The sequence below is a fragment of the Kitasatospora paranensis genome, assembly GCF_039544005.1.
GTDB classification, from domain to species: Bacteria; Actinomycetota; Actinomycetes; order Streptomycetales; family Streptomycetaceae; genus Kitasatospora; species Kitasatospora paranensis.
Genome location: NZ_BAABKV010000001.1, coordinates 3,855,366 through 3,880,589 on the forward strand (window position 1 = coordinate 3,855,366; position 25,224 = coordinate 3,880,589).

25 protein-coding genes and 2 pseudogenes are annotated in these 25,224 nt (G+C 74.0%); 14 read left to right on the forward strand and 13 right to left on the reverse strand.

Translation table 11 applies throughout. From position 1 onward, the window contains the following. Positions 1-24 precede the first annotated feature (24 nt). Both ABEB13_RS18505 and hemL read right to left on the reverse strand, forming a co-directional pair. On the reverse strand, positions 25-672 hold the full coding sequence (locus tag ABEB13_RS18505) for a histidine phosphatase family protein (protein ID WP_345709721.1): 648 nt from the start codon (positions 670-672) through the stop codon (positions 25-27). A 26-nt stretch (positions 673-698) separates the two neighbouring features. Beyond that, positions 699-1,954, reverse strand: a pseudogene (gene hemL, locus ABEB13_RS18510) (glutamate-1-semialdehyde 2,1-aminomutase). A 477-nt stretch (positions 1,955-2,431) separates the two neighbouring features. Between hemL and ABEB13_RS18515 the strand changes: the two are divergent. The 4 genes and pseudogenes from ABEB13_RS18515 (at position 2,432) to ABEB13_RS18530 (ending at position 5,591) form a co-directional block, all read left to right on the forward strand. Further along, on the forward strand, positions 2,432-2,920 hold the full coding sequence (locus tag ABEB13_RS18515) for a hypothetical protein (RefSeq protein WP_345706382.1): 489 nt from the start codon (positions 2,432-2,434) through the stop codon (positions 2,918-2,920). A gap of 130 nt (positions 2,921-3,050) precedes the next feature. After that, positions 3,051-3,613, forward strand: a pseudogene (locus ABEB13_RS18520) (DUF4262 domain-containing protein). Between the two features lie 236 nt (positions 3,614-3,849). Then, positions 3,850-4,818, forward strand: a complete 969-nt coding sequence (locus ABEB13_RS18525; protein ID WP_345706383.1) for a hypothetical protein — start codon at positions 3,850-3,852, stop codon at positions 4,816-4,818. A 29-nt stretch (positions 4,819-4,847) separates the two neighbouring features. Beyond that, entirely contained in the window at positions 4,848-5,591 is a 744-nt protein-coding gene (locus ABEB13_RS18530) for a hypothetical protein (protein WP_345706384.1), read from the forward strand. Positions 5,592-5,603: 12 nt separating this feature from the next. On the opposite strand, the gene ABEB13_RS18535 is transcribed toward ABEB13_RS18530, so the two are convergent. After that, positions 5,604-6,398, reverse strand: a complete 795-nt coding sequence (locus tag ABEB13_RS18535; RefSeq protein WP_345706385.1) for a putative protein N(5)-glutamine methyltransferase — start codon at positions 6,396-6,398, stop codon at positions 5,604-5,606. A gap of 248 nt (positions 6,399-6,646) precedes the next feature. On the opposite strand from ABEB13_RS18535, the gene ABEB13_RS18540 reads away from it, so the two are divergent. Next, entirely contained in the window at positions 6,647-7,237 is a 591-nt protein-coding gene (locus ABEB13_RS18540) for a DUF4291 domain-containing protein (protein ID WP_345706386.1), read from the forward strand. On the opposite strand, the gene ABEB13_RS18545 is transcribed toward ABEB13_RS18540, so the two are convergent. Both ABEB13_RS18545 and ABEB13_RS18550 read right to left on the reverse strand, forming a co-directional pair. Continuing rightward, entirely contained in the window at positions 7,225-8,883 is a 1,659-nt protein-coding gene (locus ABEB13_RS18545) for an RICIN domain-containing protein (protein ID WP_345706387.1), read from the reverse strand. The genes ABEB13_RS18540 and ABEB13_RS18545 overlap by 13 nt on opposite strands. Before the next feature lie 387 nt (positions 8,884-9,270). Further along, positions 9,271-9,510: a chaplin gene (locus tag ABEB13_RS18550; protein ID WP_100889669.1), complete on the reverse strand. Its 240-nt coding sequence runs from the start codon at positions 9,508-9,510 to the stop codon at positions 9,271-9,273. 323 nt (positions 9,511-9,833) lie between these two features. On the opposite strand from ABEB13_RS18550, the gene ABEB13_RS18555 reads away from it, so the two are divergent. The 4 genes from ABEB13_RS18555 to ABEB13_RS18570 all read left to right on the forward strand — a co-directional run bounded on the left by ABEB13_RS18555 (position 9,834) and on the right by ABEB13_RS18570 (position 11,518). Further along, positions 9,834-10,076: a chaplin gene (locus tag ABEB13_RS18555; protein WP_345706388.1), complete on the forward strand. Its 243-nt coding sequence runs from the start codon at positions 9,834-9,836 to the stop codon at positions 10,074-10,076. A 304-nt stretch (positions 10,077-10,380) separates the two neighbouring features. Then, complete coding sequence (locus ABEB13_RS18560) at positions 10,381-10,623, forward strand: chaplin (RefSeq protein ID WP_100889667.1); 243 nt, start codon at positions 10,381-10,383, stop codon at positions 10,621-10,623. An 88-nt stretch (positions 10,624-10,711) separates the two neighbouring features. Beyond that, a complete protein-coding gene (locus ABEB13_RS18565; RefSeq protein WP_345706389.1) occupies positions 10,712-10,978 on the forward strand; it encodes a chaplin in 267 nt (88 codons plus the stop codon). 144 nt (positions 10,979-11,122) lie between these two features. Further along, positions 11,123-11,518 carry a hypothetical protein gene (locus tag ABEB13_RS18570; protein WP_100889665.1) on the forward strand — a complete coding sequence of 132 codons (396 nt, stop codon included), beginning with the start codon at positions 11,123-11,125 and terminating at the stop codon, positions 11,516-11,518. Between the two features lie 77 nt (positions 11,519-11,595). Here the strand turns inward: ABEB13_RS18570 and ABEB13_RS18575 are convergent, their stop codons facing one another. Continuing rightward, positions 11,596-12,243: a hypothetical protein gene (locus ABEB13_RS18575; RefSeq protein ID WP_345706390.1), complete on the reverse strand. Its 648-nt coding sequence runs from the start codon at positions 12,241-12,243 to the stop codon at positions 11,596-11,598. A gap of 295 nt (positions 12,244-12,538) precedes the next feature. On the opposite strand from ABEB13_RS18575, the gene ABEB13_RS18580 reads away from it, so the two are divergent. Further along, positions 12,539-12,883: a rodlet layer protein gene (locus tag ABEB13_RS18580; RefSeq protein ID WP_100889663.1), complete on the forward strand. Its 345-nt coding sequence runs from the start codon at positions 12,539-12,541 to the stop codon at positions 12,881-12,883. A 221-nt stretch (positions 12,884-13,104) separates the two neighbouring features. Continuing rightward, positions 13,105-13,383 (forward strand): rodlet layer protein, encoded by a 279-nt coding sequence (locus ABEB13_RS18585; RefSeq protein WP_345706391.1) that lies wholly within the window; start codon positions 13,105-13,107, stop codon positions 13,381-13,383. 613 nt (positions 13,384-13,996) lie between these two features. Here the strand turns inward: ABEB13_RS18585 and hemB are convergent. From hemB to ABEB13_RS18620, 7 genes are all read right to left on the reverse strand, one after another. Then, positions 13,997-14,977 carry a porphobilinogen synthase gene (gene hemB, locus ABEB13_RS18590; RefSeq protein WP_345706392.1) on the reverse strand — a complete coding sequence of 327 codons (981 nt, stop codon included), beginning with the start codon at positions 14,975-14,977 and terminating at the stop codon, positions 13,997-13,999. Positions 14,978-15,039: 62 nt separating this feature from the next. Then, positions 15,040-16,686 carry a bifunctional uroporphyrinogen-III C-methyltransferase/uroporphyrinogen-III synthase gene (locus ABEB13_RS18595; RefSeq protein WP_345706393.1) on the reverse strand — a complete coding sequence of 549 codons (1,647 nt, stop codon included), beginning with the start codon at positions 16,684-16,686 and terminating at the stop codon, positions 15,040-15,042. Between the two features lie 100 nt (positions 16,687-16,786). Beyond that, positions 16,787-17,785, reverse strand: coding sequence for a hydroxymethylbilane synthase (hemC, locus tag ABEB13_RS18600; protein WP_345706394.1), 999 nt, complete (start codon positions 17,783-17,785; stop codon positions 16,787-16,789). Between the two features lie 43 nt (positions 17,786-17,828). Beyond that, positions 17,829-19,169, reverse strand: coding sequence for a glutamyl-tRNA reductase (locus tag ABEB13_RS18605; protein WP_345706395.1), 1,341 nt, complete (start codon positions 19,167-19,169; stop codon positions 17,829-17,831). 7 nt (positions 19,170-19,176) lie between these two features. Then, positions 19,177-20,049 (reverse strand): redox-sensing transcriptional repressor Rex, encoded by an 873-nt coding sequence (locus ABEB13_RS18610; protein WP_345709722.1) that lies wholly within the window; start codon positions 20,047-20,049, stop codon positions 19,177-19,179. 107 nt (positions 20,050-20,156) lie between these two features. Beyond that, positions 20,157-20,846, reverse strand: coding sequence for a 3'-5' exonuclease (locus ABEB13_RS18615; protein WP_345706396.1), 690 nt, complete (start codon positions 20,844-20,846; stop codon positions 20,157-20,159). Positions 20,847-21,027: 181 nt separating this feature from the next. Further along, on the reverse strand, positions 21,028-21,303 hold the full coding sequence (locus ABEB13_RS18620) for a glutaredoxin family protein (protein WP_345706397.1): 276 nt from the start codon (positions 21,301-21,303) through the stop codon (positions 21,028-21,030). 109 nt (positions 21,304-21,412) lie between these two features. On the opposite strand from ABEB13_RS18620, the gene ABEB13_RS18625 reads away from it, so the two are divergent. The 3 genes from ABEB13_RS18625 (at position 21,413) to ABEB13_RS18635 (ending at position 25,200) form a co-directional block, all read left to right on the forward strand. Next, positions 21,413-22,450 (forward strand): HAD family hydrolase, encoded by a 1,038-nt coding sequence (locus ABEB13_RS18625; RefSeq protein WP_345706398.1) that lies wholly within the window; start codon positions 21,413-21,415, stop codon positions 22,448-22,450. Positions 22,451-23,045: 595 nt separating this feature from the next. Continuing rightward, entirely contained in the window at positions 23,046-23,771 is a 726-nt protein-coding gene (locus ABEB13_RS18630) for an ECF subfamily RNA polymerase sigma factor, BldN family (RefSeq protein WP_345709723.1), read from the forward strand. Between the two features lie 256 nt (positions 23,772-24,027). Further along, positions 24,028-25,200, forward strand: coding sequence for a DUF5667 domain-containing protein (locus ABEB13_RS18635; RefSeq protein WP_345706399.1), 1,173 nt, complete (start codon positions 24,028-24,030; stop codon positions 25,198-25,200). The last annotated feature ends 24 nt before the right edge of the window (positions 25,201-25,224 follow it).

Genomic DNA, 25,224 nt, shown 5'->3' on the forward strand with positions numbered 1-25,224 from the left:
AAATCATCGGGGCGGCGGGCGCCGTCAGGCGCCGAAGCTCTTCCCCACCGGCTTGTCCTTGCCGCCCTTGCCGACGAGGTGCGCCGGCAGCAGGTCGCGGGCCGGCTCGCGGTACCCGATCGACACGATCCGGTCGCCCTCGTAGGTGAAGCTGGTCAGCGAGGCCAGCGAGCACTGCCGCTTGCGCGGGTCGTGCCACAGTCGGCGGCGCTCGGCGAACGAGCGGACGATCCAGATCGGCAGCTGGTGGCTGACGCAGACCGCCTCGTGCCCGCGCGCGGCGTCCCGGGCGGCGGCGAGCGCGCCCATCATGCGCACCACCTGCTCGATGTACGGCTCGCCCCAGGACGGCTTGAACGGGTTGGTCAGGTACCGCCAGTAGCCCGGGTTGCGCAGCGAGCCGTCACCGACGCCGAAGGTCTTGCCCTGGAAGATGTTGTCGGCCTCGATCAGCCGCTCGTCGACGGCGACCTCCAGGCCGTGCGCCTTGCCGATCGGCTCGGCGGTCTCCTGGGCGCGCTCCAGCGGCGAGGCCACCACGTGCGTGATGTCCCGGTCGGCGAGGTGCTCGGCGACCCGGTCGGCCATCTGCCGGCCCAGCTCGGAGAGGTGGTAGCCGGGCAGGCGCCCGTAGAGGATGCCCTCCGGGTTGTGCACCTCGCCGTGCCGCATCAGGTGGACGACGGTGGTCTCGCTGGTCACTTGGTCTCCTCGGTGGCCTCGGCGGCAGCACGGGCGGCCGCGGGCAGGGCGGCGGCGATCCGCTCGATCGCCCGCTCGTCGTGGGCGGACGAGACGAACCAGGACTCGAAGGCCGACGGCGGCAGGTAGACGCCCTGGCTCAGCATCGAGTGGAAGAAGCCGTTGAAGCGGTAGGCCTGCTGGCGGCGCGCGGCGTCGTAGTCGGTGACCTGCTCCTCGGTGAAGAACACCGAGAACATGTTCCCGGCCTTCTGCAGCCGGTGGGCCACGCCCTCCTTGGCGAGCGCCTCCGACACCAGGCCGGAGACCTGCCCGGCGACCCGGTCGACCGTCGCGTACACCTCGTCGGTGCAGTGGCGCAGCTGGGCCAGGCCCGCGGCGGTGGCGACCGGGTTCCCGGAGAGGGTGCCGGCCTGGTAGACCGGTCCGGCCGGGGCGAGGTGGGCCATCACGTCGGCGCGGCCGCCGAAGGCCGCGGCCGGGAAGCCGCCGCCCATCACCTTGCCGAAGGTGAGCAGGTCCGGCACCCAGCCCTCGTGGGCCGCCTCCAGGCCGTACCAGCCGGCCTTGGAGACGCGGAAGCCGGTCATCACCTCGTCGGAGATGAACAGCGCGCCGTCGGCGCGGCAGATCTCGGCGAGGCCCCGGTTGAAGCCCGGCAGCGGCGGGACGACGCCCATGTTGCCGGGGAGGCCTCGGTGATCACGCAGGCGATCTCGCCGGGGTGCGCGGCGAAGGCGGCCCGGACGGCGTCGAGGTCGTTGTAGGGCAGCACGATGGTGTCGCCCGCCTGCGCACCGGTGACGCCGGGCGTGTCGGGGAGGCCGAAGGTTGCGACGCCCGAGCCGGCGGCGGCGAGCAGGGCATCCACGTGGCCGTGGTAGCAGCCGGCGAACTTGACGATCTTGGCGCGGCCGGTGAAGCCGCGGGCCAGGCGGATCGCCGACATGGTGGCCTCGGTGCCGCTGGAGACCAGGCGGACCTGCTCGACCGGGGCGATCCGGGCAACGATCTCCTCGCCCAGTTCGACCTCGCCCTGGCCGGGGGTGCCGAACGAGGTGCCGCGGGAGACGGCCTGCTGGACGGCGTCGATCACCGCCGGGTGGGCGTGGCCGAGGATCATCGGGCCCCAGGAGCAGACCAGGTCGACGTACTCGCGGCCGTCCGCGTCGGTGAGGTACGGGCCGGTGCCGGACACCATGAAGCGGGGCGTGCCGCCGACCGCACGGAAGGCCCGCACTGGCGAGTTCACGCCACCGGGGGTCACGACGGAGGCGCGCTCGAACAGCTCCTGGGAGTGCGGGGCCTCGTACGGGTAACCGGCCGGGCCGTCGTGCGGGCCCGTGTTCGGGGGGTCTGGGGGTGCTCACGGGGTTGGTCACCTCAACATGCTCTCAAATCGTGTCCTTGACCTCTGCATGCCGGACCCGATCATCTGGAACGATGATCCGTGTGCTGCTGCCTCGGCCGGCCGCGCGGACTGTACGGTGTCCGTACGGCCGTCGCGCACGTTTTCGGCGGTGTAGGGCGGCACAAGACGGGTAAGTGGCACGTTCGGGAGGACACCGGGCGTGCGGGGGTCTGTCGATTCCGGCGAATTCCGGTGAGGATGGTCCGAGTGTCCGAGGCGCAGGACGGTTCCGACGAGGTCACGGGTAGCTCCCGTCGGCCCGCCGGTGCCGCGCACGGGGGTACGGGTACGGGCAGGGGAAAGCGGGGAGAGGGGCGCGTGGGAGTCACCTACAAGTACTTCGGCGCACCCGACCGGGCCACGGCTGCCAGAGTTCCCACGGCGCTCGGCCCCGGCGGCCTCGGCCTGGACGCGGGCGAGCTCGGCTCGCTCGGGCGCCTCGGCGACCTCATGGAGACCAGCGGCTCGGAGAACGGCCACCTCTCCACCAAGATCAAGCCGGAGACCATGAGCGCCATGGTGCTGACCGGCATCACGGGTGTCCCGCTGCACCAGGTCCCGCCGCTGGAGCTGGTCGTCCTGCACCCCGACTACGCCGTCGTCCAGCTCCCGCAGAACGTGGTCGAACCCCTGCGCACGGCCGACGAGACCCAGCTCGGCGCCGCCGCCTTCATCTGGTCGACCGTCCCGGACCGGCGCGGCCCGCGCGACGCGTTCGTGATCTACACGATGCTGCACGAGTGGCAGGACTTCGCCAACCGCCTGCACGACGCCGGCCACCAGCTGTACTGCCTGGTCTGGCCCTGACCCGAGCCCTCGCCGGTTCCTGATCCTCCCTTCGGGGTGACCCGGAGGGACGGCCCGGCCGACGGCGAACGGTGCACGAGCGGGCAGCCCCAGGGGCATTGCCGCCATCGGCCGCCGTAGGCTCACCGGCATGGATCTCCCCGACTGCGGCTGCCTGCTCTGCGACACCACGGGCGACGAATCCACGTGGGACGCACGCGACAGCCGGATCGCGGCGAACATCCGCGCGCACGGCTGGAACGTCAACGGAGTCGGCGGCGGCCTGCCCGGCGACTGGTCCTACTCGATCGGGCTCTGGCACACCCTGCGCAGCCCCGAGGTCAGCATCTTCGGATCACCCCGCAGACCGGCATGCGGATCGTCAACGTGCTCGCCCGCGAGATCCGCGCCGGGCATCCGCTCGAACCGGACCAGCGCCGCGACGACGTCCTGGGCGGCGGCTTCTCGGTGGCGATCCGGCCGGTCCACCCGAGCTGGTACCTCGGCTTCTTCGGCGCCGGCGTCGACTTCTACCAGCGGCCGCCACTGCCGATCACCCAGATGTTCTGGCCGGACAAGCAAGGGCGCTTCCCCTGGGACGAGGGCGTCGAGGAGACGTGTCGCGCCACCCAGCCACTCCTGTGGGTGCCCCGCGAGGAGTCCACCGGGCCGTGGGCGGACACGGAACCCGTCCGGTACCGACCGCACTCCTGACCGGAGCGGGCCCGCCGCGACACCACCGGCCCTGCCGCTGGGATCATCTGACGAATCGTCAACAGTCGCACCGACACGCCCACGCTTGGAACTCAGCGTCACTCCCGTGCTACGTTCCGTGGTGACCGAAGCACGCAGATGACCCCGGCGGCGCTACCAACACCCCGGGGTCCGGCAACAGGAAAAGCCCCCTGATGCATATCCATCGTACCGCGCAGAGGCACCAGTTCACGGTAATGCCGAATGTCCTGATCCAGGACCGCCGGCTCAGCTACACCGCCCGCGGCCTGCTGGCCGATCTGCTCTCCCGCCCGGACGGGTGGCGCGAGGACGCGCGGCAGATGGCCGACAGCAGTCCGCAGGGCCGCGCGGCGATCCGCAAGGCGGTCAAGGAGCTGATCGCGGCCGGGTACTACCGGGTGGTCAAGGTGCGGATGCCCGACGGCACGATCCACTCCGAGATCCATGTGTACGACACGCCCCAGCCGGTGGCACCGGGGACCACCCGTCCGGGTTCCGGCGGGCCGCCCGTCGATACAACTGGCGTCCTTATAAAGAACCCTGGGAAAGAACCCTCCCTCCCCGCCCTCCCGGCCGCACCGGCCGAACCGGCCGCTCCCGCACCGGCCGCACCCGAACCGGACGAACAGACCCGCTCCGCGGTGGCGACGCTGTTCCGGGTGATCCGGCCCGAACCGCGCCTGCGGCTGGGCGCCGCCGAGGCCGGGGAGTTGGCACCGCTGGTCTCGCAGTGGCTGGAACGCGGCGGCACTGCCGTCGAGTTGGCCCAGGCGCTGCTGCCGGGCCTGCCCGCGACGGTCCACTCCCCGCGGGCTTCCTCCGCAACCGCCTGCACCGCAAGATGCCGCCCGAACGCATCGCCGAAGCCGCCGTCGACCCTCCCGGCGGACCTCCCACCGAACCGCCGGGCGGACCACCCGGCGGACCGCCCCCGGCGCGGTACGCCGAGTGCACCCGGTGCCACGACCCCGTGCCCCGGCCGGGCATCTGCCGGCCCTGCGCGGGTCTGGGGTCGCGGACGGTGGCGGTCGGCGGCGGGGCGGGTGCCACCCGTTCGGGCGCGGCCCGGGTGCGGGCCGCGCTGCACGCCGCCCGGGCGACCTGCGCGGCGCCCGGGTAGGTCGCCCACGACGGACCGACTGTCGGATCATCATGTGTCGAATCCCGGCAAACCGGGCACCTGATGGGCGTCGGCTCGGCGAAAGGGGCGGGTATGGCGGCCATCGGATGGGTCATGCTCGCCGTCCTCGCGGGCGGTGCCGGTCTCGGCTGGCGCCTGCACCGCTACCCGGGCGGCCGGGAGTGCGCGTTCGGGACCGAGTACGCCGCCCTCCGGGACGACCTCACCGCGGCGCGTCGGCGCGTCCGCACGGAAGTCCGGACGGAGAACCGCGAGCGGACGGAGGCCGACGCCCAGGTCCGCGGCCGGGAGGCCGAGTACCGGCAGCGGGTGGCCGCCGCCGAGGCCGAACTCGCCGAGCTGCGCGACCCCGGCCCCGGCCGCGAGCTGGACACGCTGGGCACGGTGGTGCTGCACGAGCGCGTGCTGATCGCGGGCCGGCAGCAGTTCCCCCTCGCGGGGATCGACGTCAGCGTCCGCGGCTACGGCGGCGGATGGCGGCTGCGGCTGCGGCCGCCGCGCGGCCGGGCGACGGAAGTGACCTTCTCCCGGAAGGACTTCGACGAGGACGACGTCCGCCGGTTCGCCGACCGGATCACCGACACCGTCCCGCACGCGGAGCGCCACGCCGAGGTCCACCCGGGCCGGGTCGCGGACGGCGAGGTGCGGCTGGACCGGATACGCGCCGACACCACCGCCGTGGCCCGGGCCCGCGCGGAGGCGGAGCGGATCCGCACGCGGCACCGCGCGGAGGACCGGGCGGCCCTCGCCCGGGAGGAGCTGGAGGCCGTCCGCAAGCGCTGGAAGGCGGTCACCGGGCACCTGCCGCCGCGGTGACCGCCCCGGGGCTCAGCCGGCCGGCCGGGTGCCGATCACCACGGTGGCGTACAGCTCGTCGCAGGAGAGCACCTGCGCCGCCAGCCCGGACGCCTCGAACACCGCTGCGGCGGCGGGCGCCTGGGCCTCGGAGGCCTCCACCAGAAGGTGCCCGCCCGGGGCCAGCCAGTCGTGGGCGCCGGCCGCCACCCGCCGCTGCACGTCCAGGCCGTCCGCGCCGCCGTCGAGGGCCACCAGCGGTTCGTGCAGCCGCGCCTCGGCGGGCAGCAGGGCGACCGAATCCGTGGGCACGTACGGCGTGTTGGCGACCAGGAGGTCGACCCGCCCGCGCAGCGCGGCGGGCAGCGCCGCGTAGAGGTCGCCCTCGTGGGCGACGCCGCGCCAGCGGGCGATGTTGCGCCGGGCGCAGCGGACGGCGGCCGGTTCGATGTCGGCGGCGTGCAGTTCGGCCGGGTCCAGCGCGGCGGCCAGGGCGGCCCCCAGAGCGCCGCTGCCGCAGCAGAGATCGACCACGACGGGGTGCGGTGGCGCCAGCGCCACCGCCCGGCGCACGAGGAACTCGGTACGCCGGCGGGGGACGAACACGCCCACGTCCACGGCGACCCGCAGGCCGCAGAACTCGGCCCAGCCGAGGACGTGTTCGAGCGGAAGGCCGTCCACCCGGCGCTGCACCATGGCGGCGAGCCCTTCGGGTGTGCGGGCGTTGGCGAGGATCAACTCGGCCTCGTCCTCGGCGAAGACGCAGCCGGCCGCGCGCAGCGCGCTGACGACGGCGGACGGGGAGAGCGGGGTGGGACGTACGGACATGAGAGCCTTTCGGACACCGAAGGGTGCTCTCGCGGCCGGGCTCTTCAGAAGCCCTGGGAGGCCGCCGGGTCGGTCGAGGAGAGCACCCGGCCTGCTGGAGCGGTGATGGGTCCCACCTCCTCGATCCGTGCGATGCGCATGGTGCGTCCGTCGCGGGTTGGCCACCCTACCCGATCCTGCCGCGGCCGATCCGGGCACGCGGGGGAAATCGGCTGGGCCCGGGGGTCGCCGGGCGGCAGCATGGCGGGGTGAGAACACCGCTGCGGCAGATCCGGGCCGCCTACACCGACGACACGGTCACGCTCTACCAGGCCTTCGCGCCGGAGATCGCCGGGCCCGCGGCGGCCGACGGGCGGTTCCCCGCCGCGTTCGACCGCGGCCGGATGACCTGGGTGAAGCCGTCGTTCCTGTGGATGATGCACCGCAGCGACTGGGCCCGCACCGCCGGGCAGGAGCGGGTGCTGGCGGTCACCGTGCGCCGCGAGGGCTTCGAGTGGGCGCTGGCCCGGGCGGTGCCGAGCTCGTACGACGCCGAACGGTACCGCTCGCGGGACGCCTGGCGGCGCGAGGTGCGCCGGGGCGCCGTCCGGGTGCAGTGGGACCCGGAGCGCGACCTGCGGCTGCAGGCACTGCCCTGGCGGTCCCTGCAGCTGGGTCTGCGCGGCGAGGCGGTGGCCCGGTACGCGGACGAGTGGATCACCGCGATCGAGGACGTGACGGCGCTGGCCCGCCGCCTGCACCGGGAGCGGGAGGCCGCTCTGCTGCCCGCAGAGCGGCCCTACCCGCTGCCGGAGTCGATCGCCGCACACCTGGGTGCGGACGGGGGTCAGGGCAGGTAGACGATGCCGAGCCTGGTCGGCCGCCAGAGCTGGGCGGGCGCCCCGGTGGCGGCGGCGAGCGCCACCAGCGGGTTGCCCTGGCCGTCGAGGTCGCCGGTGGCGGCCAGGACCTTGCCGCGGTCCTGCGAGTCGGCGATCGTGTAGAGCCCGTCGCCGGCCGGGACGAGGGCCCAATGCTGGTTCCCGCCCCCGTTGCAGCGCCACTGCTCGATGCGCGTGCCGACCGCGGTGGAACCCCCGGTGGCGTCCAGGCACATGGCGCGGTTGCCGCTGAAGTCGACCTCGAAGGTGCCGCCGGCCTTGGCCTCCAGCACGAACGACTGGTTGAGCCCGCCGGTGGCCGGATAGGTGATGGCCGGCCGGCCGTTGGTCGCGTCGCCGTAGGTGCCGCCGCCCGCGAAGTCCAGCACCTTGCCGTTCGCCGCGTTGGTGAACTGGTACCAGGAGCCGTCCTCCGGGGTGTCCGGGAAGGGGCGGCCGGGGGTGAGCGCGGTGATGGAGGTGGTGTTCCGGTCGTCCAGCGAGCAGAACGCCTCCTTGAGCGCCGGCTGCCCGTAGAACTGCGCCAGGCAGACCGCCTCACCGCGGTAGCCGGCCACCCGGAGGTGGTAGGACTGCCGGACCATGTTCATGCACACGCCCGGGATGCCGATCTCCTGGTCGCAGCCGTTGCGGGTGCGCTCCGAGGTGTCGATGACGTCGCCGTTGGTGTACTCGTACGGCGAACTGGTCCACTCCGCGCACACCTCGTGGCCGTAGCTGACCCGCCGCTGGTCGAGGTAGCGCACCCCGGGGACCTGCGAGGCGGCCTGGCGCAGCGCGTCGCTGAACGTCGGGACGACCAGGTTGTGGCCCCAGGCGAGGTCCTCGGGGAGGGCCGGACAGCCGTCGGCGATCTTGCCGAGGTAGTCGTTGCGCCTGATGTCGGGCGTGATCGGGGTGAAGTACGACTGGTAGACGAGCTGGTAGGAGCCGTCGTCGTAGCCGGCCCGGCGCATGGTGGCGCGGATGTTCGTCAGCGCGGCCACCACCTTGGGCTTGACGCGCTCCGCCCGCTGGACGATCTCCGGAGTGCCGATGGTGTCGCGGCAGCCCTGGGACTTGGGGATCGGGAAGTACTGGCCGAGGCAGCCGAGCATGATGCCGGAGAAGTCGAAGTCGTCGTTGGCGCCGATCGTGACGACCACCATCTTGATGTCGTACTGGGCTGCGGCCTTGGCGAGTTGGACGTCCTGCTTGGGCTCGCCGAAGTCGCCGCTGCCACCTCCGGTGATCTTCGCCAGTTCGGGGTCGCTGACCAGGTCGCCGGTCTGGGCGCCGGAGCAGGCCAGGTCGACCGGGGTCACACCGGCGAGGCCGGTCACGAAGATCTCCGACCTGGCCGAGCGGTGGCAGTAGTTGCCGGGGGTGTCCGTGCCGGGCAGGTAGTCGTCGCCGGTGTCCGTGCCGGCGCCTTCGCCCGAGATGGCGCTGTCGCCGAGGGCGACCACCGCGGCCGGCCGGTCGGCGGCGGCCGCGCCGTCGGCGGCCCGGGCGGGCGGTGCGGCCTGGACGCCGCCGAGGCCCAGTGCCGCGGCGAGCGCGGCGGAGGCCAGCAGGGCGGCCGGCCGACATCGCCGGAGACCGGGTATGGATGACCTGATCACGCGTGGCTCCTCAGGAGGGTGGGGGACCGCACGGCGGGGCCGGCGGAACGGAGGGGGTGCGTGCGGTGCGGGGCTGCGCTGTACCGGGGAGTGCGCTGTTCCGGGGAGTGCGCGGTGCGGACGTGCGCGGTGCGGGGGTGCGACGTGCCGGGCCCGGGCAGGGTCGGTCGCCGGTGCGGGGACCGGTTCGCCAAATGTGAGCCCGGCTCACATGTTAGGTACTGACAAGTAACGCAACAAGGCTCGCGACAGCGGCACTCCGACCCGCTCGGGCGCCCTCCGGGCACACGACAGGGCCGCCGCCCGCGTTCCAGGAGGAGGGAACGGGGCGGCGGCCCGGATGTCGCGGAATCGACCGTCGGACGGTCGGTCAGGCGGGTTGCCCGGTCAGCCGACGTTGGCGCAGGAGTTGCCGAACGCCGGGTTCAGCAGGCCGATCACGTCGATCGAGTTGCCGCAGACGTTGACCGGGATGTGCACCGGCACCTGGATGCTGTTGCCCGAGGCGACACCCGGGGAACCGGCCGCGACGCCCTCGGCACCGCTGCTCGCCATGGCGGAGCCGGCACCGGCAGCCACGATGCCCACAACGGCGGCGCCGACGGCGGCGACCTTCTTGACGCTCATAAGAGTCTCCTCGTTCTTCACTGTCTTCACAGCCTCCAGCTGCCGAGCGGACTCGGCAGGGAAGCGCACAGGGCGTGCACCGGGCCCAACGAGCCCCTGCGGAGCGGGTACCGAACGAGCCGTCACATTCACCCGTTCGCAGCAGTGAAGGCATTCGGGTGATCGCGAAATCAGCCCGTTTCCCCGGGGCCGCCGGCTCGTTCTTCCTCACGAACACGGCACCACCGACCCGGCCCCGCCGGATCGGCCCACCCGCTCCCCGCGGTCCGCACCTGCGACCGCTCCGGCGGGGCCGGGCCTCGCGAACAGAAAGAGACTGCACCATGCGCAAGATCGCCCACGGCGCGTTCGGCACGGTGGCCGCTGCGGCCATGCTGCTCGGCGGCGCCGCCGCCGCGTCCGCCCACGGCGCGTCGGCCGAGGGTGTCGCCACCAACTCCCCCGGCGTGCTCTCCGGCAACCTGATCCAGATCCCGGTGCACGTCCCGGTGAACGTCTGCGGCAACACCGTGAACGTGATCGGTCTGCTCAACCCGGCGTTCGGCAACGCCTGCGTCAACGCCTGACCCCGCGGCCGCCGTGCGAGCGGCCGCGGCAGGCCGGTCCACAACCGGCCCAGAACTCCCGGCGGAGCGGTGCTCCGACCCGCCGGACGCGCCGCGGTGCGACCAATTCCCGACCGTGCGGGGAATGGTGGCGGGCGCAGCGTCGAATGCGGTCCGCAGACTCGCCCAAGCCACGGGCGACACGCGCCAGTTGGGCCGCGTGAGTGACAATCACGGTGAATTGACGAAACATCGGGTGATGATACTGATTCGCCCGGCTCCCGACCTTCCGACTGTCGGGCAGAAACTCGGAGGAAGAATTCCCATGCGCAACATCAAGAAGGCCGCTGTCCTCACCATCGCCGCCGCCGGCCTGGTCGCCTCCGGCGCCGGCGTGGCTGCCGCCAGCTCCGGTGCCGAGGGTGTCGCGGCGGGCTCGCCCGGCGTGCTCTCCGGCAACCTGATCCAGGTCCCGGTGCACGTCCCGGTCAACCTGTGCGGCAACACCGTCGACGTCATCGGCGCCCTGAACCCGGCGTTCGGCAACTCCTGCGCCAACGTCGGCTGAATCAGCGGTAGCTGATCCGGCAGTGCCCGCGCCGCGTCCCGCTCTGCGGGGCGCGGCGCACCCTCCCTGATCTAGGAGATCGACTCCCATGCAGAACGTGAAGAAGGCCGCCGTCCTCTCCGCCGCCGCCGGCATCGTGCTGGCCGGCGCGGGCGCCGCCAGCGCCAGCTCCGGTGCCGAGGGCGTCGCGGCGGGCTCGCCCGGCGTGCTCTCCGGCAACCAGCTCCAGGTCCCGGTGCACGTCCCGGTCAACGTCTGCGGCAACTCCGTCAACGTGATCGGCCTGCTGAACCCGGCGTTCGGCAACTCCTGCGCCAACGTGGACGCCCCGCAGGTCGACGACGCGGACTGCTGATCCGCCGCGATCCGCGCACCTCACCCGTGCCGCCCCCGGCCCCGCGGCCGGGGGCCGTCGGCGTAGGCCGCGGGCGGCCCGCACGACCGCCCCGCGCCGGCCTGCGCGAACCACCGCCCGTCCCGACCGAAGGATCCACCTCCCATGGTGCTGAAGACCACCGGTGCCGGCCTGTTGGCCGCCCTCGGCGCCGCCGTCGCGGTGGGCGCCGCGGCCGCACCCGCCTCCGCCGACGTCTCGACGGCCGAGGCCCGGCCCGGCCTGCCGCAGCCCACCGCCCACCTGCAGTCCACCGACCCCGGCCGGCTGGTCGACGGCACCACCGGAGCGCTCGGCTACGCGGTGGCACCGGTGAAGAACCTCCGGCTCGACCCGTGGGCGCAGTCATCGGCCGACGTGTTCAACAACGGCGTCTCGGTGGAGCCCGACAACGGTGTCGGCCCGGTCGCCACCTCCACGCTGACCGATCCGCTCAGCGGCGGCGGCGGGGCGCAGAGCCTGCCCGCCGTCGGCCCGCTGCTGGGCGTCCTGCCCGGCTGACCGCCCCGCCCGCACGTGCAGGAGCCCGGCCCCCTCGGGGTGCCGGGCTCCTGCGCGTGGCTCGGACGGACGAACCGTCAGGCGCCCGGCTGCGCGAAGGCGTCGGTGGCGACCTGGGTGGCGGCGGCACCGAGGTTGCCGAGCACCTCGGTGGCGGAGACCTTCTGGTCGTTCCCGCCGAGCGAGGCCTTGGCACCCGGAACCGCCTGCACCGGGGCGGTCACCACCTGCGGGTCGAGCTCGCCGAAGGAGAGCGCGCCGTCGGCGAACTCCCCGCTGTGGTCGGCCGCGTAGCGGACGGGCTGGCCCAGCTCCAGGGCCGGCCCGGCGGTGTGCAGCGGGGCGGCCGGCATCGCCAGTACGGCCTGGCCGAGGTCGGCGCCCCGGTCGGCCACCGGCAGCGGCACGACGGCGTCGAGCTCCGGGCCGACCCGGCCGGTGTTGAGGGCGGGGACGATGCGGTCCGGGACGAGCTGCTGGCCGGGGTGCTCCACCGGCACCGGCGGCTGGAGCGGCGAGGCGGGGAGGCCGCCGGTGACCCGGCCGTCCTGGGTGAGCAGCGGCAGCGGCACGGTGAACGGCACCTCCCGGCCGGCCAGGCCGTCCTCGACGGACGCCACCTCGCCCGGGGTCATCGGCCGCGCCTGGGCCGCGCCCTGGGCACCGACGACGCCGGCGCCGACCGCGATCAGCAGGGCGCCGGTCGCCCGCTTGGAGAGCTTCATGCTATTCACCGTTCTGTCCGAGAGCTGTGCGTACGAGAGCTGTGCGGAAAAGCAATCTGCGCAACGACCGACGCACGGCAGGATTGCGACGGTTAACCGGTACGGAGTAATAGTCCGACTGGAATACCGCCGAGGTGATGATCCATCAGACGTCTGCGAAGAATCTGCGTAACTTTCCCGCCCGTCATTCTTTGAACCGGATGTCGCAGCTCGTTGCGGTGCGACCGGAATCCAACGAATACCGGGCACGGCCGCCGAGCCGGCGCACCCGAGCTTTTCAGAGAGGTATCTCCCCATGCTGAAGAAGACCTTCGCGGGCCTCGGACTGGCCGCGGCCGCCCTGGCCACCGCCGCCGCCCCGGCGAGCGCGATCGGCGACGCGGACGGCTCCACCGCCTCGATCCAGGGCAACGGCGGCACCAACGCCACCGGGACATGGGGCAACCACAGCCCCAACTTCCACTTCGCCGACAACCCGAACGTCTGCCTCCCCGAGATCCACAACGTCGGTGTGGCCGTCCTCGGTGTGGCCGTCCCGGTCGAGGTCGACGCCCTGAACAACCAGCCGAAGCAGACCTGCGTGGTCGGCGACGGCACCATCGGCAGCGGCGACGGCGGCGTGTCCCACCTGATCGGCTGACGCCGGCCCCACCGCTCCGCCCGGGAGTCCCGCTCCCGCCCCCTGATACCCCGGTCCGGCCGCTCCCCCGGCCGGCCGCTCCCCAGGCCCGGTACGAGCCACGCACCGGGCCGAGGCTCCACTCCATCAGAAGATCCGAAGAAGGAACCTGAAATGATCAAGAAGGCTCTCGCCGCCGCCGGCGTCGCCGCCGCCGGTGTCGCCATGGTCGCCTCCCCGCGATGGCCATCGGCGACGCCGACGGTGCCGCCACCTCCCTCCAGGGCAACGGTGGCACCAACGCCACCGGCACCGAGGGCGACCACAGCCCGAACTACCACACGCTGGACAACCCGAACCTCTGCCTGCCCGAGGTCCACAACATCGCGGTCGGCGCGGTCATCGGCCTCGCCGTTCCGATCGAGGTCCCGGTCCTCAACAACCAGCCCAAGCAGACCTGCGTCGTGGGTCAGAACACCGTGGGCAGCGGCGACGGCGGCGTGTCCCACCTGATCGGCTGATCCTGCCGGTCGAACTGCCGCCGGGTCCGGGGGAACAGCTCCTCGGGCCCGGCGGTCTGCTGTGTCCGTCCGACCCCGGCCGTACGCCGCCGCCGGTGGCGCGCGCCGACCCCGGTGGCCGGCCCGCACCGCACAGCGGGCCCGCCGACGCAATCGGGTGACGCCGCGCCACCGCGGCGCGTACGGCGGGGGCCGGACACCCCGATGTGATCACCATGAGTCACTGCCACGCAGTGCGCCGGGCCCGGTCCGGAGCCCTCGGCCACTGCCGAAGAGAGGACGTCTCCATGAAGAGCATGCTGGCCAAGGCCCTGCTGACCACCGTCGGCGCGATCGCCGTCGCCGGGGTCGCGGCCCCGCGTACGCCCACGTCGACGCGGGCGGTGGCGGCACGCTGATCGCCACCGCGGACGAGCCCTTCGTCGCGGGCGAGCAGCACGGCTGGGCGGAGACCAGCCACATCGCGGTGGCCGGTCAGAAGTGGGGCTGGGCGACCAGCACGGCGGTCGGCGGCGGCGCCGACGGCGAGGCCCACATCGGCTGACGCCGACACGCAGGAGGCCGGGCCGCGGGGTGTTCCGCGGCCCGGCCTCCTGCGTTGCGCGGGGTGGGGCTACCCGATCATCCGGGCGGCCTCGACGGCCCAGTAGGTGAGGATCTGCTCGGCCCCGGCCCGGCGGATCGAGGTGAGCGTCTCCAGGATCATGCGCTCGCGGTCCACCCAGCCGTTGGCGGCGGCGGCCTCGACCATCGCGTACTCGCCGGAGACCTGGTAGGCGGAGACCGGCACCGGCGAGGCATCGGCGACCTGCCGCAGCACGTCCAGGTACGCCATGGCGGGCTTCACCATCACCATGTCGGCGCCCTCGGCCACGTCCTGCGCCAGCTCGCGCAGCGACTCGCGGGCGTTGGCCGGGTCCTGCTGGTAGGTCTTGCGGTCGCCCTGCAGCGACGAGCCCACGGCCTCCCGGAACGGGCCGAAGAAGGCGGAGGCGTACTTGGCGGTGTAGGCGAGGATGCCGGTGTCCTGGTGGCCCGCCGCGTCCAGTGCCCGGCGGACGACGCCGATCTGACCGTCCATCATGCCGGACGGGCCGACCAGGTGGACGCCCGCGTCGGCCTGCACCACGGCCATCTCGGCGTAGCGCTCCAGGGTGGCGTCGTTGTCGACCGAGCCGTCCGCGGCGAGCACCCCGCAGTGGCCGTGGTCGGTGTACTCGTCCAGGCACAGGTCGGACATCACCACCAGCGCGTCACCGACCTCCGCGACCACGTCGCGGATCGCCAGCTGCAGGATGCCGTCCGGGTTGGTGCCCTCGCTGCCGACCGCGTCCTGCTCCTCGGGTACGCCGAACAGCATGATGCCGCCCAGGCCCGCCTCGGCGGCCTCGACGGCGGCCCTGCGCAGGGTGTCGCGGGTGTGCTGGACGACACCGGGCATCGAGGTGATCGGCTTCGGCTCGGCGATGCCCTCGCGGACGAAAGCGGGAAGGATCAGCTCGGCCGGGTGCAGGCGGGTCTCGGCGACCAGGCGGCGCATGGCCGGGGTCGAGCGGAGGCGGCGCGGGCGTACGACCGGGAATTGGGCGGACACGTGCTTCTCTCTCCTGACTGATGCGACCGCAGGGGAGGCTCCTGGGCCTCCCCTGCGGGTGGTCAGCGGGCGGCCTTGCGGCGCGACCCGGGACGGCGCTCGCTGGGCCGGTAGACCGGCTCGCCGGCGGCGACCGCGGTGTCCCGGCGCTTGGCGCCGAAGTCCGCGAGGGCCTGCGCCAGCGCGGCGGCGGACGGCGCGGGCGCCATCACGTCGACCCGCAGGCCGTGCTCCTCGGCGGTCTTGGCGGTGGCCGGGCCGATGCAGGCGATGACCGTCACGTTGTGCGGCTTGCCGGCGATGCCGACCAGGTTCCGCACCGTGGACGACGAGGTGAACAGCACCGCGTCGAAGCCGCCGCCCTTGATCGCCTCACGGGTCTCGGCCGGCGGCGGCGAGGCGCGCACGGTGCGGTACGCCGTCACGTCGTCCACCTCCCAGCCGAGCTCGACCAGACCCGCCACCAGCGTCTCGGTGGCGATGTCGGCCCGCGGCAGCAGCACCCGGTCGATCGGGTCGAACACCGGGTCGTACGGCGGCCAGTCCTCCAGCAGGCCGGCCGCGGACTGCTCGCCGGAGGGCACCAGGTCGGGCTTCACGCCGAAGTCGACCAGCGCCTGGGCGGTGGTCTCGCCGACCGCCGCGACCTTGATGCCGGCGAACGCCCGGGCGTCCAGCCCGTACTCCTCGAACTTCTCCCGGACGGCCTTCACGGCGTTGACCGAGGTGAACGCGATCCACTCGTAGCGGCCCGTCACCAGGCCCTTGATGGCGCGCTCCATCTGCTGCGGGGTGCGCGGGGGCTCCACCGCGATGGTCGGCACCTCCTGCGGGACGGCGCCGTAGCCGCGCAGCTGGTCGGAGAGGCCGTGCGCCTGCTCCTTGGTGCGCGGGACGAGGACGTTCCAGCCGAACAGCGGCTTGGTCTCGAACCACGAGTGCGAGGCCCGGTGGGCGACCTGCTGGCCCACCACGGCTATCACCGAGGTCGCCGGGTCGACCGGCGCCGACACCGGCGAGGGCAGCACCCGGGCCGCCTTCAGGTCCGCGGCGATCGTGGCCAGCGTGGCGGTGAACGTCCGCTGGCGGGTGGTGGTGCCGGAGAGCGTCGCCGACAGCGGGGCGTCCGGCTTGCGGCCGTTGGCGACCAGCGCGGAGGCGGTGGCCGGCAGCTGGCCCAGCGTCGTCCGGACGACCAGGGTGGTCTCCGCGGCGCCGAGGTCGACCGGACCGCCGCCGAGCAGTGCGGCGGCGTCCACGAAGCGCACGTCGGCGCCCTGGCTGCCGCGCAGCGGCACGCCCGCGTAGGCCGGCACGCCGACCGACTGGGCGACGCCCGGGATCACCTCGAAGGGGATCTCGGCGCTCGCGCAGCAGAGCATCTCCTCGGCGGCGCAGCCGTCGAGGCCGGGGTCGCCGTCGACGGTGCGCACCACGTGGCGGCCGGCCCGCACGGCGTCCGCGACGAGCTTGGCGACGTCGAGGTCGCGCTCCTCGGCGGGGCTGTGCACCTGGACGCCGGCCGGGCAGTGCGTCCGCACGGCCGCGGCGGTGAGCGGGTCGGCGATCAGGATGTCGGCCGAGGCCAGCACGTCGACCGCCCGCAGGGTCAGCAGGCCCGGGTCACCCGGGCCCGCGCCCAGGAAGGTGCAGCGGCCGGTCGACGGGACCGGGCCGGGGGACGGGCTGGTGGCGGCGGTGGGGCTCATGCTCCCGCCCTTCGCTTCGCTCGGGCCGTGGCTGTGCCAGGCGCCTTCCTCATCGGTTCTCCCCTGCCGTCGGCCGGGGAAGCCCCGGTGGTCCGCTCGTTCACAGGGCGCGCTCCCCCATCAGGCCGGCCGCTCCCTGTTCGAGCAGCCGGGCGGCGAGCGCGCGGCCCAGGGCCGCGGCCTGCTCCTCGGCCGTCCCGTCGGGGACGATCGGACCGGCGGCGGTCGTCCTCAGCAGGGTGGCGCCGTCGACGGTGCCGACCACGCCCTCCAGCCGCAGTTCGGTGCCCTGCCAGGTCGCGAGGGCCGCGACGGGGGCGGAGCAGCCGGCCTCCAGGGCGGCGAGCAGGGCGCGCTCGGCGACCACGGCGGCCCGGGTGGGCCGGTGGTCGAGGGCGGCCAGCTGCGCGGCCAGGCCGGCGTCGACGCACTCGACGGCGAGCGCGCCCTGGCCGGGGGCCGGGAGCATCAGCTCGGGGTCGAGGTGCTCACTGATCTCGGCGTGCCGTCCGAGCCGGTTGAGACCGGCTGCGGCGAGCACCACCGCGTCGAGTTCGCCGGCGGCGACGTAGCCGATCCGGGTGTCGACGTTGCCGCGTATCGCGACGGTCTCCAGCGCGGCGCCGCGGGCCGCGGCCCAGGCGTTGAGCTGGGCCATCCGGCGCGGGGAGCCGGTGCCGACCCGGGTGGTGCGGCCGGCGCCGGCGACCTTCTCCACGAGTTCGCCGAGGGCGAGGCCCTCGGCCGCGACCAGGGCGTCGCGGACGTCCTCGCGCTCGGGGACGGCCGCCAGCAGCAGGCCCGCCGGGGCGGCGGTGGGGAGGTCCTTGAGGGAGTGCACGGCGAGGTCGATCCGGCCCTCCAGCAGCGCGTCGCGCAGCGCGGAGACGAAGACCCCGGTGCCGCCGATCTGCGCGAGGGCCTCGCGGGAGGTGTCGCCGTACGTCGTGATCTCGACCAGTTCGACCGGGCGGCCGGTGACCCGGGTGACCTCGCGGGCGACCATGCCGGACTGCGCCATGGCGAGGGCGCTGCGACGGGTGCCGAGACGCAGCGGGGGCTCGGAGTCGCCCCGAGTGCTGCTCAGTTGACCATTCATGAGGTGCTCGTCCAGGTCGTGCCGGTGGGGGTGGTGGGGTTCATCAGGCCGCTCCGCCGGGGGCGGTGTGGCCGGCCGGCGACGCTGCCGGCGTGCCCGAGACGGCCTGCACCGCCGCCGGGTCGAGATCGAAGAGCTCGCGCAGCGCGTCGGCGTACGAGGCGCCGCCGGGCTCGGCCGCGAGCTGCTTGACCCGCACGGTCGGGGCGTGCAGGAGCTTGTCGACGACGCGGCGCACGGTCTGGCCGACCTCGGCGCGGGTGCGGTCGTCGAGGTCGGGGAGCCTGGATTCGAGCCGGGCGAGCTCGCCGATGACCACGTCGGAGGCCATCGAGCGGAGCGCGACCACGGTGGGGGCGATCCGGGCCGCGCGCTGGGCGGCGCCGAAGGCGGCGACCTCGTCGGAGACGATCCCCGTGACGGCGTCCACGTCGCCGGCGCCGGGGGTGGCGGCGTGCGCGTGGGACAGGCTCTCCAGGTCGACCAGCAGCGCGCCGGCCACCTCGTGCACGTCGTGGTCGACGTCCCGCGGCATGGCGAGGTCGAGGAAGGCCAGCGGGGCGGCCGCGGACCGCTCGGCGACGGCGGCGGCGACGTCCCCGGCGCCGATCACCACGCCGGCCGCGCCGGTACAGGAGATCACCAGGTCGACGTCGGCGAGCGCCTGCGGGACCTTGGCGAAGTCGACGGTGCGGGCCGCGCCGCCCAGGACGGTGGCGAGCCGCTCGGCCCGCTCGGGGGTGCGGTTGGCGATCAGCAGGTCGGTGACGCCGGCCCGGGCCAGGGTGGCGGCGGCGAGCGAGCTCATCGAGCCTGCGCCGACGACCAGGGCGCGCTTGCCGGCGATCTCGCCGGTCGCCGCCGCGATCTGCTCCAGGCCGAAGGTGACCAGGGACTGGCCGGCCTTGTCGATGCCGGTCTCGCTGTGCGCGCGCTTGCCGACCCGCAGCGCCTGCTGGAAGAGCTCGTTGAGGCCCCGGCCGGCGGTGTGCTCCTCCTGGGCGCGGGCAAGCGCGTCGCGCAGCTGGCCGAGGATCTGGCCCTCGCCGACGACCATCGAGTCCAGGCCGCAGGCCACCGAGAACAGGTGGTGGACGGCGCGGTCCTCGTAGTGGACGTACAGGTGGGAGGTGAGCTCCTCCAGGTCGACACCGCTGTGGTGGGCGAGCAGCAGCGACAGCTCGGCGACCCCGGCGTGGAACTTGTCCACGTCGGCGTAGAGCTCGATCCGGTTGCAGGTGTTGACCAGGGCGGCCTCGGCGACCGCCGAGGAGGCGGCCGCGTCGTGCAGCAGGCGGGTGGGGACCTCGCCGGTGAGGGCGGCGCGCTCCAGCACGCCGACCGGGGCGGTGCGGTGGCTCAGTCCGACGACGAGCAGGCTCATGCCGGCATCACCGCCGAGAGGTCGCCCTCGCCGCCGGCGGGGGCTGGGTGGCCTTGGCCGTCTTGGCGGCGGTGCTCTTGGCCGGCTCGGCCTTGGCGGTGCCGCCGGCCGCCCGGCGCAGCTTGGCCGCCGCGGCGCGGACGGGGCCGGGCGCGCGGTCCAGGACGGAGTCGGTGCGGTCGGGCTCCTCGCCGGCCTTGCGCTGCTCGTGGAAGGCGAGGATCTGAAGCTCTATGGAGAGGTCGACCTTGCGCACGTCGACGCCGTCCGGCACGGTCAGCACGGTCGGCGCGAAGTTGAGGATGCTGGTGACGCCGGACTCGACGAGGCGGTCGCAGACCTGCTGGGCGGCGCCCGGCGGGGTGGTGATGACGCCGATGGAGACCTGCTGGGTCTCCACGATGGATTCCAGTTCGTCCATGTGGCGCACCGGCAGCCCGGCCGCGGTGGAGCCGACGACGCCGGGGTCGGCGTCGAGCAGGGCGGCCACCCGGAAGCCCCGCGAGGCGAAGCCGCCGTAGTTGGCGAGCGCGTGGCCGAGGTTGCCGATGCCGACGATGACGACCGGCCAGTCCTGGGTGAGACCCAGCTCACGGGAGATCTGGTAGACCAGGTACTCGACGTCGTAGCCGACGCCCCGGGTGCCGTAGGACCCGAGGTAGGAGAAGTCCTTGCGGAGCTTCGCCGAGTTGACCCCGGCGGCGGCGGCGAGCTCCTCGGAGGAGACCGTCGGTACGGAGCGCTCGGAGAGCGCGGTCAGCGCGCGCAGGTACAGGGGCAGGCGGGCGACCGTCGCCTCCGGGATGCCGCGGGCACGCGACGGTCGGCGCGCGGCGCCGGTGTCGGGCGCCTGCGAACTGCTCTGGGTGGGTCGGCCGATTGCCACGGTGCTCCCGAGGGTGAAGCTGGGCTTAGGCAGCCAGGCTATGCGTTTGTGAACGTGTGCACAAAGATGGTGTCCGATTTGTCCCTGCACAGTGATGCGCATCACTCACCGCTCCGGGCGATCGGAACCGATCGCACACCGACGGTGTCCGGCAGCCGGGGGCCGGGCGGGGCCTGCCGGCGCAGCTGGGGCACGGCCCCCTCGGGCCCGAGCGATCGGGCCCGGCCGAGCCGCGGCCAGGGGATCAGGGCGGCCTCGCGCAGCGGCCCGCCGCGCTCGGCACCGGTCAGCGCGTCCGCGCGCACGTAGTGACGGAGCAGGTCGGCCGCGGCCCGGGCGTCGCCCAGCGCGGTGTGCGCCGCGTACCGGCCGAGTCCGGCCGCCGCGACGCAGGCGGAGAGGCCGTGACCGACGGCCCCGGGCAGGTGGCTGCGGGCCAGGCGCATGGTGCAGAGCAGCGGGACGTCCGGCAGCGGGACCCCGATCCGGGCGAACTCGCGCTCCAGGAACGCCTGGTCACAGCTGACGTGGTGGCCGACCATGACCCGCCCGGCGAGCAGTTCCAGCAGGTGGGGGGCGATCTCGCGGAACCGCGGGGCGCCGACCACGTCCTCCTGGGCGATCCGGTGCACGTGGGTGGGCCCGACCGGGCCGACCGGGTCGACCAGCGTGCTGAAGGCCTGCTCGGTGCGCAGAGCGCCGTCCAGCAGGACGACGGCGACCTCGACCACCCGGTGACGCCAGGGGCTGCGGCCGGTGGCCTCGACGTCGACGACGGCATAGCCGCCCATCGGTCTTCTCCTTCGCCTGCAGGCCCCCGGCGGACACGAAACAGACTCGATCGTAAGCCGACAAAATCACCGGGAGATCAGGTGATCTTCATTTTCTCGGCAACGATTTGGGGTACCACCCCCGTTCGGCGGGGGTGGTACCCCTGGTCCGTCCGTCGCCGAGGCCCGGCGCGGCGCGCGGTCAGGCCCCGAGCGCAGCCCGCAGCCGGCGCTCGTCGACCCGCCAGAAGTCGTGCTGCCGGCCGTCGATCAAGGTCACCGGGATCTGCTCGGCGTAGGTGTGGTGCAGCGCCTCGTCCTGGGTGATGTCCTTCTCCTCGAAGGCCGCGCCGAGCTCGGCGGTCACCCGCAGCAGGATCGCGCGGGCGTCGTCGCACAGGTGGCAGCCGGGCTTGCCGATCAGGGTGACGACCCGGTCGGCGGGGTTCTTGTTCTTGTCTCGTCGCAACAGGCTCACCGGCCCATTGTGCGCCCGCCGCCCGGGTGGTCCGGCGGATGCGGTCCGTTAACCGGGGCAGCACGCCACCGTCACGGGAACACCGCTCCCGGCTGGCTATGCTCGGGGCATGGCAGCGCTGCGAAGGCTCCACCAGGCATGGCGTTCCCCCAACGAGCGGACCGCCCTGGCGGGCGAGGCCGCCGCCGACGCGGCCGAGGCGGGGCTGTCGGCCCCGGCCGACCTGCTCGTCCACCCCGGGCCGACCACGGAGCCGCCCGCAGCCGGGACGCCCGCGACCGCGGAGCAGCGACGGGGCGAGAAGCCGGCCAAGGCCGAGAGGGCCGGCCGGCCGAAGGCGCCCGCCGAGGACCACACGCCGACCCCGGACGACGTCCAGGCCGCGGCATTCTTCGACTGCGACAACACCATCCTGCGCGGCGCGGCCATCTTCTACCTCGGCGTCGGCCTCTACCGGCGGCGCTTCTTCTCCCGGCGCGACGTCGCCCGGTTCGCCTGGCAGCAGGCGTGGTTCCGGCTGCACGGCTCGGAGGACCCGGCGCACATCGCCGACGCCCAGGACCGCGCGCTCGGCCTGGTCGCCGGCAAGCGGACGGCGGAGCTGGAGCAGATCTGCGAGGAGATCTTCGAGGAGGTCATCGCCGAGAAGGTCTGGCCCGGCACCCGGGCCCTGGTGCAGATGCACCTCGACGCCGGCCAGCGGGTCTGGCTGGTGACCGCGGCGCCCCAGGAGATCGCGCGGATCATCGCGCGCCGGCTCGGTATGACCGGCGCGCTCGCCACGGTCGCCGAGACCGTGGACGGCGAGTACACCGGCCGGCTGGTCGGCGGCCTGCTGCACGGACAGGCCAAGGCGGCCGCGGTACGGGCCCTGGCCCGCCGCGAGCGGCTGGACCTCGCCCGCTGCGCCGCGTTCAGCGACTCGGCCAACGACATCCCGATGCTGAGCCTGGTCGGCCACCCGTACGTGGTGAACCCGGACGGGGCGCTGCGCCGTCACGCCCGCGCCGAGGGGTGGCGGGTCAGGGACTTCCGCACCGGACGCAGGGCGGCCCGGGTCGGGCTGCCCGCCGCCGCCGCCCTGGGCGTGGCGGCCGGCGCCGCCGCGTACGCGGTGGCCGCCCGGCGGCGCCGGCTGGCGGCCTGAGGGCACGTCAGGGCGGCGGCGCGGAGCGTCCCCCGCACGAGTGGGGCGGGCTCACACCTACGGGGGAACGGGCGGTGCGGCGCGATCTGCCGACAGTCGTCCGGATGTGACCGGAACCGATCGTTCGACGACTCGGGAAAGTTGTGGGTTACCGCGTCCCGAGACTGGGAAACCGCCCGCCGCCCCCACAACCGGTCACACCACGGCCGCATTCGATCACGCTGAGCCAGCACAGACGGCCGACCGGCGATCAGTACCGGCTGAATATACGCGCCATCCGGATCTCAAACGACCAGTTCCACCACTGGGTGTAGCCGTCATTGCACAAAGCGTTATTCTCTCCTGAATGCACGGCACCTGCGCGTCCCCCGTCCCGGGGGTCAGCGGGCGTGCGCTCCGCACAGGCGGAGGTGACCCGTCCACAGTTCTGCCTCTGGGAGTCCCGTGTACCCACCCGTCCGGAACGACGCGCCCGCCACCTCCCCCGCCCGTCGAACGCCACCCTGCGCACCGGCGCGCGACTGGACCGGCTGTGGGCCGCGATCCGCGAGTTCCAACCGGCCCTCCCGCAGCCCGCCGTGGCCGGTGCCGCCTTCTGCGGCGGGGGCTCCCGGCCGCGCGGCCCGCGACCCCGGGCCTGCTGCTGCGCTCGACCGCCGCGGGCGGGGCGGGCACGACCGGGACGGCCGGCCCCCGGGGCCGCACCGGCACCGTCGGCTCCCCCGCCCGCAGCCGGGCGGCCAGGTCCGCGCCGGGCACCGGCACGGAGACCGAGCACAACCCGGTCATGGAGCTGGTCGAGCGGGCCCAGGCGGGCGAGAGCGAGGCCTTCGGCCGGCTCTACGACCACTACGCGGACACCGTCTACCGGTACATCTACTACCGGGTCGGCAGCCGCGCCACGGCCGAGGACCTCACCAGCGAGACCTTCCTGCGCGCGCTGCGCCGGATCGGCACCTTCACCTGGCAGGGGCGGGACTTCGGCGCCTGGCTGGTCACCATCGCCCGCAACCTGGTGGCGGACCACTTCAAGTCCAGCCGGTTCCGGCTGGAGGTCACCACCGGCGAGATGCTCGACTCCAACGAGTGCGAGCGCAGCCCCGAGGAGTCGGTGCTGGAGTCGCTCGCCAACGCGGCGCTGCGGGACGCCGTGCGGCGGCTGAACCCGCAGCAGCAGGAGTGCGTCAACCTCCGCTTCCTGCAAGGCCTTTCGGTGGCCGAGACGGCCCGCATCATGGGCAAGAACGAGGGCGCCATCAAGACCCTCCAGTACCGCGCGGTGCGGACGCTGGCGCGCCTGCTCCCGCCGGATGCCAGGTGACCGGGGGCTGCGACGGGCCCGCGGACGGCGGACCGTCATCGGCCCCCGTCCGCGGACACGGGCGGGTGAATGGGCGGTCACATGATCAGCCGTGCGTAACCGACTCCCGGCATCACTCGTTGGCCAGGCTGGAAACACCCGTCGGGCCCGCGGTCAAGAGGGATCCGGATGCGTCACCCGATGGTGTGGTTTCGGCCCGCCGAGACAACCATCCGGCTGGCCACGGTGTCGACAACGACGAAGGGAGGTGTGGCCCGTGACGGCAAACGTGCTGGAGCACCGGCGGGCGAAGGCCTTCGCCGAGGCGCTGGAGGCCCACCGGACGGAGAACGGTCCCGGCGGCAGCGACCCCGGCGGCGCCCACCGCGCAGGTTCCACCGCGATGACGGAGCTGCTCACCCTGGCGGACGCACTCGACGCGCTGCCCAGGCCCGAGCTCGCCGCGGAGACCCGGGCGGTGCAGCGCGCCCAGCTGATGGCCGCCTTCGAGCAGGCCTTCGCGGGCGGCGGCACTGCGGCCGCACCGGCGCAGCGCAGGCACCGGGCGGCCCGGGCCGTCCGCGGCCGCTGGGGCCGGCGGCTGGCCATCGGCGGCCTGGTCGCCGGGGTGGCGGTCGGCAGCTTCGCCGGCGCGGCGGCAGCCAGCAACGGCGCCCTGCCGGGGGACGCGCTGTACGGCATGAAGCGCGGCCTGGAGGGCCTCCGGCTGGACTGGGCCGGCTCCGACTCGGAGCGCGGCGCCCTGCTACTCCAGCAGGCCACCACCCGCCTGGACGAGGCACAGAGCCTGCTCCAGCGCTCCGGCGACGCGGGCCCGCTCAGCCCCGACACCGTGGACCAGGTCCGGCACGCGCTGGACGACATGCACGCCGAGGCGCTCCGCGGCCGCGACCTGCTCCGGGCGGTCTACCGCAGCAACGGCTCGCTGGCGCCGATGCGGCAGCTGGCCGGGTTCGCCGAGGGCCAGGACGAGCGCTGGGCCAAGCTGCACAGCCGGCTGCCCGGGCAGCTCAGCACCCAGGCCGACAAGGTCGACGCGCTCTTCGACGACATAAGCGAGGACGTCGCGCCCCTCCACCTGGAGCCCGGCAAGGGCGGCCAGAGCGGCCAGGGGGCGGCCGGCGGGCAGAGCACGGACGGCACCGGGCAGGGCCGGGCGCAGGACGGTGCGAGCGCACCCACCTCGCACGGCACCGGAACGGTCGGCGACGGCGGCGCACCGAGTGGCGCCCCCAAGGGTGTGGGCGGCCTCATCGACGGCCTGACCGGTGGTCTCACCGGCGGCGGCCAGAGCACCCCCGCCCCCGGCGCCGGCGACGGGGCCTCCCCGGCGCCGTCCGGTGCCGCCTCGCCCGCGCCGGACGGCCAGGGCCTCACCATCCCGCCGTTGATCCCCGGCCTGCTGCCGGGTCTCACCCTCGGCGGCTGACGCACGACGCGGCGGAGCGTGCAC